General features: G+C 30.5%; 12 protein-coding genes. All 12 read left to right on the top strand.

The window, feature by feature from the left end:
- The first annotated feature begins 7 nt into the window (after positions 1-7).
- The 12 genes from P161_RS0110585 to P161_RS0110530 all read left to right on the top strand — a co-directional run bounded on the left by P161_RS0110585 (position 8) and on the right by P161_RS0110530 (position 11,580).
- Entirely contained in the window at positions 8-1,168 is a 1,161-nt protein-coding gene (locus P161_RS0110585; protein WP_026776972.1) for an alpha/beta fold hydrolase, read from the top strand.
- A gap of 3 nt (positions 1,169-1,171) precedes the next feature.
- Entirely contained in the window at positions 1,172-4,411 is a 3,240-nt protein-coding gene (locus tag P161_RS0110580; RefSeq protein ID WP_026776971.1) for an HAD-IB family hydrolase, read from the top strand.
- An 84-nt stretch (positions 4,412-4,495) separates the two neighbouring features.
- Entirely contained in the window at positions 4,496-5,497 is a 1,002-nt protein-coding gene (locus P161_RS0110575) for an NAD(P)H-dependent glycerol-3-phosphate dehydrogenase (RefSeq protein WP_026776970.1), read from the top strand.
- An 89-nt stretch (positions 5,498-5,586) separates the two neighbouring features.
- The gene (locus P161_RS0110570) at positions 5,587-5,802 is read left to right on the top strand and encodes a hypothetical protein (protein ID WP_026776969.1); all 216 of its coding nucleotides are present in this window, start codon (positions 5,587-5,589) and stop codon (positions 5,800-5,802) included.
- A complete protein-coding gene (locus tag P161_RS0110565; RefSeq protein WP_026776968.1) occupies positions 5,792-6,202 on the top strand; it encodes a putative toxin-antitoxin system toxin component, PIN family in 411 nt (136 codons plus the stop codon). Before P161_RS0110570 ends, P161_RS0110565 begins: the two co-directional genes overlap by 11 nt.
- A 45-nt stretch (positions 6,203-6,247) precedes the next feature.
- Entirely contained in the window at positions 6,248-6,760 is a 513-nt protein-coding gene (locus tag P161_RS0110560; RefSeq protein ID WP_026776967.1) for a hypothetical protein, read from the top strand.
- A 7-nt stretch (positions 6,761-6,767) separates the two neighbouring features.
- Positions 6,768-7,571, top strand: a complete 804-nt coding sequence (locus P161_RS0110555) for a bacterial transcriptional activator domain-containing protein (protein WP_026776966.1) — start codon at positions 6,768-6,770, stop codon at positions 7,569-7,571.
- A 428-nt stretch (positions 7,572-7,999) separates the two neighbouring features.
- Complete coding sequence (locus P161_RS0110550) at positions 8,000-8,257, top strand: hypothetical protein (RefSeq protein WP_026776965.1); 258 nt, start codon at positions 8,000-8,002, stop codon at positions 8,255-8,257.
- A gap of 74 nt (positions 8,258-8,331) precedes the next feature.
- Positions 8,332-9,177: a hypothetical protein gene (locus P161_RS0110545; RefSeq protein ID WP_026776964.1), complete on the top strand. Its 846-nt coding sequence runs from the start codon at positions 8,332-8,334 to the stop codon at positions 9,175-9,177.
- Positions 9,178-9,191: 14 nt separating this feature from the next.
- Positions 9,192-9,485, top strand: a complete 294-nt coding sequence (locus tag P161_RS0110540; RefSeq protein ID WP_026776963.1) for a hypothetical protein — start codon at positions 9,192-9,194, stop codon at positions 9,483-9,485.
- Between the two features lie 118 nt (positions 9,486-9,603).
- Positions 9,604-10,266, top strand: coding sequence for a TetR family transcriptional regulator C-terminal domain-containing protein (locus P161_RS0110535; protein WP_026776962.1), 663 nt, complete (start codon positions 9,604-9,606; stop codon positions 10,264-10,266).
- Positions 10,267-10,269: 3 nt separating this feature from the next.
- Entirely contained in the window at positions 10,270-11,580 is a 1,311-nt protein-coding gene (locus P161_RS0110530) for an AarF/ABC1/UbiB kinase family protein (RefSeq protein WP_026776961.1), read from the top strand.
- The last annotated feature ends 47 nt before the right edge of the window (positions 11,581-11,627 follow it).

Here is an 11,627-nt window from a genome sequence, read left to right as displayed (position 1 = left end):
TTAACGTATGGAAAGCAACAAAATAGTATATACAGCTTTTGCTAAATTTGCAGTAGCAATAGTAGTTTCGCAAGGCGCAACTTTACCAAAGGCTAAAAAAATAATTACCAAAAGTTTTGAAAGGCATCCTTTTTACAAACAGGTTTCCAAAATTGTTAAAAAGGTAAAATTGGAAAAAGAGAACTTAAATATTTTAAGTAACGAATGTCTTTCTATTTGTGAAGATTTTGGACCTGATAGAGATTACATAACCTTGGTTCTTTTATTAGAAAAAATTTATAAAAACGAAGAGTTTCAAGAAATTGAAAAAGATACAATTTCTAACATCATCAACAATTTTAAAACGGAAATAGATAGGATAAATGCCAACATTCCTCCTCCTCCACTTTTTAATGTGTTGTTAGAAACCAGGGCTGTAACAGAATGGACGTCCATGTTTTGGTTGTATCCTTTTATCCCAAAACATAAAAGCGAAAAAAGCAAACCGATTTTATTAATGCCTCCTTATTTAGGAAATGATAACTCTACAATATTTGTAAGAAAATATTTAAAATCTATTGGTTTTAAAACCTATAAATGGGATTTGGGTGTGAATATGATCAACTCAAAATCGCTCCCAAAATTAATTGAAAAATTAGATGAGATTTACGAAAAACATCAAGAAAAAGTAAGTTTAGTTGGCTGGAGTGGAGGTGGAATTTTCGCCAAAATTATTGCAAACAGATACCCAGAAAAAGTAGCACAATTAATAACGATTGGTTCTCCTGTTTGGGGCGTAAAAGATATGAAAACTCCAATCGTAAGAACTTTAGAGTTTGTAAGAGGCGCAAAATTAAGAGAAAGAAATCTAAAATTTATTAAGGAATTAGATGAAATTCCTAAAGTGCCAATTACCTGTATTTATACAAAAACCGATGGTTTAATTCCTTGGAAAAACTGTATGGAAGCAGAAACTTTTAGAGACGATATTAAAAATGTAGAAGTTTTTGGCAGTCATTGTGGTATGGGTGCAAACGCAACTGTATTGCTAACTTTGGCAAATGCACTGAATGCAACTATTGAAAAAGCTGAGAAAAAATCGATCATCGAAAAAGTAGAAACCCTATTTTTTCCACAATTTTGGGAGCAAAAAGGAGTATCAAAATTTACTAATTTATTTTTTAATTAGCATATGGAACACAATTTACAGAACATCATAAACAATGCTCAATTTCAAGAAAAGTTAGCTTTTATTGCTAATGAAGAAAAAATGGAGCTTTCTGAAGTGCAAAAAAAAGGTGCAGCTTGTATTGAAGAATTGTATTCGCAACAACATCCTATTGCCAATTTGTTGTCTGTAAAAGGGTTTCAATTCATGATGTCTAAAGCGTATAACAATAAGATAGATGTTGATCCGCAAGAAATAAAAAAATTAATGAAATTGATGCGCCAAAATTCGGTTGCATTTATTTTAACACACAAAACCTATTTAGATACTGTAGTTTTAGTAACCACTTTAGCACAATATGGCATGCCAATTCCTTATACTTTTGGTGGTATAAATTTAGCATTTCCTGGTTTTAAACAAATGGGAAAAAACTCGGGAATCATTTTTATACGAAGAAGTTTTAAAGACAACCAAATTTATAAAGCTGCTTTAAGACATTATATTTCTTGCATGATAGAAAATGGTGATCATTTAACTTGGAATATTGAAGGAACTCGTTCAAGAACAGGTAAAATTGTCTACCCACAAATGGGCATTTTAAAATACATTATGGAAGGTGCCAAAGAAAGCACCAGAAATATAAAATATGTGCCTGTTTCTATTGTGTATGACTTGATTCCTGATGTAAAACAGATGACAGAGGAAGGCAAAGGAGCTGAAAAAAAATCTGAAGATGTAAAAGCATTTGTACAATATTTTAGAAAATTAGGCAACGAATATGGCAAAGCAGCCATTCGTTTTGGAGAACCTGTAGAAGCTGGCGAACATCAGAATGCTGTAATTCCAGATATGGAAGAAGATAGTTATTCCGATAAAAATACCTTGCCTCGTTTTGCTTTTGAGTTGATTCATAAAGCCAATATGATAACACCTGTAACAACAGTTTCATTGGTTTGTAATGTGTTATTAAACAATTTTGCATTAACCAAAAGCGAAATAGAATTCAGTGTTATAAAGTTGATGAAATCTATTGAGCAACGCAAAAAAGATGTTTTAATTGAACGTGGAAAAAGTATTGGTGGCTCTGTGCAACAAGCCTTGAATTTATTAAAAAGTTCAGGCATTGTCCAGAAAAATAAAGCTGGCTATAAAACAAAATACACATTAGCATCCACAGAATTTTTACCAGCAACCTATTATGCAAATATGGCTTCTGCTCATTTGTATCATAGGGCTTTTATAGAAATGGCGTTGGTAAAAATTAAAGACGAAAAAGAACATAGAATTCTCTCTTTTTGGGAAGAAATAATGCGATTGCGTAACTTATTTAAGTTCGAATTTTTCTACACTAACAAACCACAATTTAGTTCAGAAATTGAAGCCGAATTAAATTTATTCGATAAAAACTGGAGAACCATTATCAATAATCCAGAAGGGGACATTTTAAAATTATTAGCAAAACAAGAGTTATTTGTTTCTAAAGGATTGTTATTAGTCTATTTAGAAGCCAATAAAGTAGTTTGTAAAACGCTACAATCTTGGGATTTAGAAGATGAATTTGCAGATGATGAATTTATTGAACTTTGCTCATTTAAAGGCAAAGAATTGCATTGGAAAAACAGAATTAGCAGATTAGATAGTGTTTCAAAACCATTCTTAGTGAGTGCTTTACGTTTGGCAAAAAACAGCAATTTAATTCCTGATGATAAAAATATCGATTTTAAAAGGTTAGAAAATTGGATGGAATTATTAGATAATTTAACCAATCGTTTGCATTTTCTGCAAGAATTAGAAGCGCTAAATATCAAAAAAAATAAAAAAGAAAATACCGATGATGAAAAAGTACCTGGTGCAGATAATGAATATAGTACTGTAGATATTTCTAAAGATGAAGAAGGCCCACATATTGCTGCTTTCTTTGATTTAGACAGAACCTTAATCAACGATTTTTCTGCAAAACAATTTGTAAAATCTCGCTTATTAAGTGGTAAATCAACACCAAAAGAATTGCTTTCGCAATTTGTAACGATACTTGCGTATGCTATTGGAAATAGAGATTTTGAATCGCTTACAAAAATATCTGCAATCGGTATAAAAGGCATCTCAGAAAAACAATTTACAGATTTAGGAGAAGAAATTTATCAAGAACATTTAGCAGCAACCATTTATCCAGAATCTAGAGCTTTAATTGCATCGCATTTAGAAAGAGGACATCAAATTGTTATTATTTCTGCTGCGACTCGTTATCAAGTTACACCTATCGCAAATGCGTTAGGCATTACAGATATTTTCTGTACAGAAATGGACGTTAAAAAAGGAAAGTTTACGGGTAAAATTTCAGAAATGTGTTGGTCTGAAGGAAAAGCAAGAGCTGGGCGTAAATTTGCAAAAAGCAACAACATAGATTTGTCTAAAAGTTTCTTTTACACAGACAGTATAGATGATTATCCTTTGTTAGAAATCGTTGGGAAACCTATTGCTACAAATCCAGATAATAAACTTTCACAACTCGCTTTTGAGAACGATTGGAAAATTCTTCGTTTTAAAGAAAATACGAAAAAACCTTTGGTAAATGGCTTAAGAACTGGTTTAGCTGCTGCAAGTTTATATCCATCAGCATTAAAAGGAATTATAAGAGCTGGTTTAACGTTGTCTCAAAAAGAAGGCATCAACACAACAATTTCTAGTATTGGCGATTTAGGCACAAGATTAGCTGGTTTAGATATTAACGTAAAAGGAAAACATAATTTAGTAGATCACAGACCTGCAGTTTTTTGTTTCAATCATCAATCTTCTGCAGACTTTTTTGTGATTTTAAAATTGTTGAGAAAAGATGTTACTGGAGTTGCAAAAAAAGAATTAGAAATGACACCTTTTGGTCCAGTTTTTAAAGCAATGGGTGCTATTTTTATTGACAGATCTAACAAAAAGAAAGCGTTAGCCTCCATGAAAAATGCTGCTGAAATTCTTAAGAACGGAACTTCTGTAGCCATTGCTCCAGAAGGCACAAGAAGTGGTAGTAAAGAGTTAGGTGTTTTCAAAAAAGGCGCTTTCCATTTAGCCATGAAAGCTGGTGTGCCAATTGTACCAATTGTAATTAAAAACGCGTACATGGCCATGCCAAAAGGCAGTAAAATATTTAGTCCAACGCACATAGAAGTGGTTGTTTTAGATCCTGTTGATACCTCAGAATGGAAACCAAAACATATAGACTCTTATGTGGAAGAAGTTAGGAACTTATTCGTAAAAGAATTAGATAATTAAGATAAAAAAAATCCTTTAAACTAAATTTAGAGGTTTTTGTTAAAAATTTCATTCCCATAAAAAATGGGAACCTAAATTATAATTATGAAACTACAAGTAGGCTTATTAGGTGGTGGTTCTTGGGGAACTACTGTTGCTTCATTGACTGCAAAAAATGCAAAAACGATACTTTGGGCAAGAAATCAAGAAACAGTAGATGAGATTAATACCCATCACACAAACGAAAAATATTTACCTGATGCAAAATTAACCTCAAGTTTAAAAGCATCAACATCCATAAAAGAAACTGTGGAAGACGCAGACGTAATTGTTATGGGAGTTCCTGCACAAAGTTTTCGTGAAGTTTTATTAGAAGCAAAACCACATATAAGACCTTGGGTGCCCATCATAAATTTAGCAAAAGGCTTAGAGATTTCCACTAAAATGCGCATGACAGAAATCATTGAAGAAATTATGCCTGGACATCCTGCAGGAGTTTTAACAGGACCAAATTTGGCAAAAGAAATCCATTTTGGAAATGCTGCAGCTGCTGTAATTGCTATGGTTGATAAAACAATCGCTTCAAAATTACAAGATGTTTTTAGTTCTGGTTTGTTTCGTGTTTATACAAATTCTGATGTAATTGGTTGCGAATTGGGTGGAGCTTTAAAAAATATAATTGCGATTGCAACAGGAATGGGTGATGGTGCAAATGCTGGCGATAATACACGTGCAGCAATTATTACAAGAGGTTTAGCAGAACTCACTAGATTGGGAATTGCCATGGGTGGCAAACAACGCACTTTTTATGGTTTGGCAGGAATGGGCGATTTAGTAGCAACTTGTTCATCTGATAAAAGTAGAAATCATCATGTTGGTTTTCAATTAGGGAGAGGCAAAAATTTAGAGCAAATTATTGCTGAAATGAATGAAGTTGCAGAAGGCGTAAAAACGGCAAAAGTTGTGATGGAACTCGCAAAAGAATATAAAGTTGATATGCCAATATCCGAAGAAATTTATAAGGTTTTATATGAAGGAAACACTATAAATGAAGCTTTTAGAGGGTTGTTAAGATATGAAGTTGGTTCTGAAAAAGAACCAGGATAAAATTAAAAATTATTTTAAACTGTAATAACACACCCAAAAAAAATTGGAAATTAATTATAATTCAGTAAATTTAAAGAAAAATAAAGAATATGGAAACTATCCGAATTGAGATACTAAACCCAAAAGCAAAGAAACTTATTAAAGATTTAGCTGACTTGAACTTGATTAAGATTAATAAAGAAAAATATAAATCGGAGTTTTCTTCGCTGCTGCAAAAAATAAGAGCGAAATCTAATGATGAAATTTCGTTAGATGAAATAACAAAAGAAGTTGAGCAAGTGAGAAAATCACGATATGAAAAGTAAAAAGATAATTCTTGATACAAATCTTTGGATTAGCTTTCTGATTTCTAAAAAATTTAGTCAACTAGGTACACTTATAGATGACAAAAAAATAATACTGATTTTCTCAAATGAATTATTAGAAGAGTTTGTTGATGTTGTAAGCAGACCAAAATTTAAAAAGTACTTTTCAAAAAAAGATATTGAAAAAATTCTTGAATATTTTGACAAATTTGGAGAATTGGTAAAAGTCAAATCTGATATTAAGATTTGTAGAGATGAAAAAGATAACTTTTTATTAAATCTATCAGTTGATTCAATAGCAGATTTTTTAATTACTGGAGATAATGACTTATTAATCTTAAAGACAATTCAAAATACAAAAATTTTAACCTTTACTGAATTTATCAATCTAACTGAATAAAAAATTTTGGTTAAAAGTTCTATAATTGATTAAATAATTAATCTTATGACAAAAAAACAAGAACAAAACGCTTCTTTTATGGTTCGTTTTCAACAACGAATTTTTGAAGAAAATGGCGAATCGAAAATACAATGGAGAGGAAAAGTTACCCATGTTCAAGATGGTGATGAAAAACGTTTTTCAGACTTTAATGATGCTCTTACATTTATGAAAAATAAACTGGCAGAATTAACAGAAGAAGCTACCAAACACGAACCTCAAGAAAAACAAGAAAGTATTTTAGAGAAAAGTCTTTCTATGTGGAAAACTATTAAAGATGTGGGCCCAAAAGTTTTGAGAGATACCATAAAAGATCCAAAAAAACAATTCGAATATTTTCAAGATGAAATTCAGGATAAATTAAATACGTTTGGCGAAGAAATTTCTGAAAAAGTACAGATTAACGAATGGAGAAATGCATCAAGATCTGACTTTAATAAAATTCAAAATCAGATAGAAAGTTTATCCGAAGAAATTAAAAAACTGTCCACAAAAATGGATACTATCAAACAAAAATAGTTTCTAAATGTCAGATTTTCTTCAACAAATTAACGAACTCAATGCCTTTTATAACAATGCAGCCATTCGTATTGAAACATTAGGGAATTTTGTGGTTTGGAGAAATCAGCAAAAAATAGAGAATAAAGAATGGGGAAGAGATAAAACCATTCAGTTGCTACAGTATTTGGTTTCTAACAGGCAAAGAAATGCGGTTCATAAAGAAAAAATTATGGACGGACTTTGGGAAGATTGGAACGATCGCGATTTTAAAGTGGCTTTGCATGGCATCAACAAAGCTTTAGAACCTGAAAGACCTTCCAGAACTGAACCTGAATTTATTAGTAGACAAGGTGTGAGTTATCAAATTGATTTAGAAAAGGTTTGGATTGATGTAGAAGCTCTTGAAAATTATATCGTAATTGGCAATGAAGCTTTTACAAATGATAAAGCTATCGCAAAAACTGCCTACAAAAAAGCAATTGAATTGTATAAAGGCACTTATTTGCCCAATAGAATTTACGAAGATTGGACATCCGAAGAAAGAGAAAAAACACAATTATTAATTTTAGGAGCTTACATTACTCTAGCTGAAATTTTGGTTGATGAAAATCCGTTAGAGAGTATTCGTTTAGCGCAAAAAGCATTAGCAATAGATTCCACTTGGGAAGATGCCTACAGAATTCAGATGAAAGCTTACATTATAAAAGGTAACAGACCACAAGCCATTAAAACCTATATGAAATGTGAGGATATTCTTGAGGAAGAATATGGAATTTCGCCTTTGCCTGAAACTAAAAAGTTGTTGAAGGAGATTGAAGCGATTTCTTGATTGATTTGGACACAGATTTCACGGATTATTCAGATGTTTGCTTTTAGATTATGCTGCTTTTAAAAAAAATGTCATGAATTACACTAATTACTCTAATTTGAGTTGCTTTTAATTTTTAAGTAACATGATAACATACAGTTTTGTCTTTTCGACGAAAGGAGAAATCACATAAAATTTTTTATTTTGTGAAAGCGCCGTTATTGGTCTTCGACAAGCTCAGCCTGACAGACGTTTGCTAAATTGGAATTGGGAATTTATTTTAAAACATACTCATCATTGAAAATTCCTGAAATATATGAAATTCATATAATTAGTGACTTAATATTTCGCACCAATTCTTGCAATTAGCACCTCAAAATCAAAAGTGTAACTCATTTGCAACTCTGATAGTTTAAATTTGGGGTATAATTAAATTAAAAATAAAAAAGATGAAAACTATATCAGCAAAAGACATAAAAAAGAATAGCACAAAATTAAATAATATGGCTTTAGAAACTACAGAAAAAGTAGTTTTAAAATCGATTGACAAAGCAGAAGAATTACAAGAATTTACAGCAAAATCGATTAAAAAAACATTAGATTTTTCTGAAAAACAACAAGACAAATTATTTAACAATCTAGAGAAAAGTAAAAAAATGATTTGGTCTAAATTAAATAAAGGACTAGACTTTTTTAGCAAAAAATAGTTTGTAACTCATTTGCAACTTGCGTTTTGTAAGTTTGCAGTATCAAAATTAAATAAATTTAAAACATATATATTATGGCAACTAAAAAGTCAAAATCAAAAAAAGATAACAAATTAGGAAAAGCAAAAGCAATCGTTATGAAAATTAATAGCGATTTAATTGATGCTTCTTTCAACGCAATTGAATCTACTGTAAAAACAGGAGAAAAATGGCAAAAATTAACAGCTAAATTAGTAAAGAAAGCAGAACCATTAACCAAACAACAAATTAATATGGTTGTTGAAACTGCAGAATCTATTAAGGGTCAGTTAGAAAATAGTACTGAGCGTTTAAAAACATTGGTAGGTTATGATCCTAAAATGATGGAAAACGCAAAGAAAATGGTCAAAGAAAATCCTTTAGTTGAAAAAGCTGAGGAGATGAAAAATAAGTTTGAAAAAGATGTAGCTAATAACAAATTGGTTAAAAAGGCAGAAAAAATGTCTGACAAACTTAAAAAAACAATTTCTTCTACTATAGATGAAGCAAAAGAAAAAATTGAAGAATATACAGAAGATGCTTTAAATACAGTAAATGAAAAGCTAGATGATGCGAAACCATCAAAAGCAAAAAAGACTACAAAGAAAAAAGTTGTTAAAAAAGAAGTTGTTATTGAAGAAAAAATAGTAGTTGAAAAAACGGATGTAATTAACGACCTAAAAGTGATTAAAGGAATTGGACCCGTTTTAGAAAAGTCTTTAAACGATTTGAACGTAACTTCTTACGAGCAAATTTCTAAAATGACGTTGAAAAATATGGGTAAATTATTAACAGATGCTGGCGTTAATGCAAAAATTTACGATTTATCTGGTTGGAAAGCACAAGCAAAATTAGCTTTAAAAGGCGATATGGAAGCTGTTAAAAATTGGGAAAGTAAATAATTAAAAAAACAATTATGAAAACAAAAAAAATAGATACTCAAAAAATTACTGCAAAAGTAAATAAGGCTGTAGATTCTGCAAAAATATCGTTTCATAAAGCAAATGATTTCGCTTTAAACAAAACAGAAGAAGTAGTTACAGAATCTATTACAATTGCTAGTCAATGGCAAAAAGTAACAGAAAAAGCTTTAAAAGGTGGCGTTCAATTGTTAGAAAATCAACAAAATTTAATTTTTGATACTTTAGAAACTTACAAAGCTCATTTATTAAAAGGCAAAAAAAGATTCCGTAAAGTATTGACTTCTTAAGTCCCCACTTTTCTACTAAAAAAACCAAGTTAAATTTTAACTTGGTTTTTTGTTTTTAGATAGACTCATTTTCTTTTAACAACCAAACGTTTCGTATTTTTGTAAGAGATTTTATACGATGAAAAAAAAGAAAAATAGCTCCAAACTAGACATCCTAACTTTATACATGGATTTGGTTTCTGAACACAAAATGAAGCCTGATGATGTTAGTGATTTTTGCGAACAAGTAAATTTAGATGAAGACAATTTTTACAAACATTTTAAGTCTTTAAAAAAGGTTGAAAAAACTATTTTTAACGAACTTTTTAAAAATTCTTTAGAGGTTTTAAATGAAAGCGAAGAGTTTGTTTCTTTTGATGGAAAAAACAAACTATTAAGTCTTTATTTTACGTTTTTCGAAAACTTAACTTTGAATAGAGCATATGTAGAAGTGGTTTTAAAAGGATGCAAAAATCAACTAAAATCATACAAAACTTTATCGAGCTTAAAAAAGAGTTTTATAGATTTTGTAGATAGTTTAGCATTGTCTGAAAGTATTTTACCAATTGATGGTTTAGAGAAAATACAATCAGGTTTTATCAACTATTCTGCATGGGCTCAAATGCTCATCACTATTAAATTTTGGTTAGAAGATGAATCTGAATCTTTTGAAAAAACAGATATTTTTATAGAAAAATCAATCAGTACCAGTTTCGAATTAATAGAAAACAAATTCCTAAAAAACGTTTTTGATTTAGGGAAATTTGTTTACAAAGAAAGATTTCAAAAAAATACGGATTAAGGTATGAAAAAAGCAAGCAAAATTCCGATTACGAAAATTCAGAGAGCCACAAAACTAGTTACAACTGGTGCAAAAGTTGGCGTGAATTATTTAAAATATTATGGTAATAAAATTACTGAAACCGAAGAAACTGCAAGAGAAAAATTAAACAAAGACAATGCAGAAGACATTTATGACAGCTTAAAAGACTTAAAAGGAAGTCCGTTAAAAGTGGCGCAAATGTTAAGTATGGAAAAAAGTATTTTACCAAGGGCGTATGTAGAAAAATTTTCTTTGGCACAATTTTCTGTTCCACCACTTTCTGAAGCGTTGGTTTTAAAAACATTCAAAAAAAGTTTTGGAAAATTTCCATCAGAAATTTATGATGAATTTGATGTAAAAGCCTACAATGCTGCAAGTATTGGGCAGGTTCATAAGGCTAAGAAAGATGGCAAAGAATTGGCGGTTAAAATTCAATATCCAGGAGTTTCAGATAGTATAAAGTCTGATTTAGCCATGTTAAAACCTTTTGTAATTAGAATGTTTAACATGAAAGGCAAAACTTCTGACGAATACTTTTTTGAAGTTCAAGATAAACTACTAGAAGAAACAGATTACTTTTTAGAAGTAAAGCAAAGCCAAGAAATTGTAGACGCTTGTAGCCACATTCCTAACTTAGCTTTTCCAAGATATTACACAGAATTATCATCCAAGCAAATTATTACGATGGATTGGATGAAGGGAATTCATTTATCAGAATTTACGAACACAAATACTGATCAAGAAAAAGCGAATGCAGTTGGGCAAGCTTTATGGGATTTTTATATGTTCCAGATTCATAACTTGAAAAAAGTGCATGCAGATCCACATCCAGGAAACTTTTTAATTTCTGAAAAAGGTGAGTTAATTGCATTAGACTTTGGTTGTATGAAAATTATTCCTTTAGATTTTTACAACCCGTATTTTGTATTAGCAAGACAAGAAACTTTAGATGATGAAAAACTTTTTGTGGAGAAAATGTTCGAATTAGATATTCTTAGAAAAGAAGATCCAAAAGAAGAGTATGAGTTTTTTAAATCGATGTTTCATGAAATGTTATCAATTTTTACACAACCTTTTCATAAAGAGGAATTCGATTTTTCTGATGCAGTTTTCTTTGGAAAAATAGCCGAATTTGGTGAGCGATATTCTAAAAACACAGAACTGCGTTCTTACAACGCAAGTAGAGGATCTAAACACTTTATTTATATGAACAGAACGTTTTTTGGTTTGTATAATTTAATGTTCGATTTAAAAGCGAAAGGAATCAAGATTAATAATTTCATCAATTTGTAAAATCTTTAGTATTTTCGTAGCGTAAATCAAATCAACAAAAGACCTGC

The sequence above is a fragment of the Polaribacter sp. Hel_I_88 genome (assembly GCF_000687935.1).
Lineage (GTDB): Bacteria > Bacteroidota > Bacteroidia > Flavobacteriales > Flavobacteriaceae > Polaribacter.
Note: the sequence above shows the minus strand (reverse complement) of the source record. Positions and strands in the feature narration are given on the sequence as shown.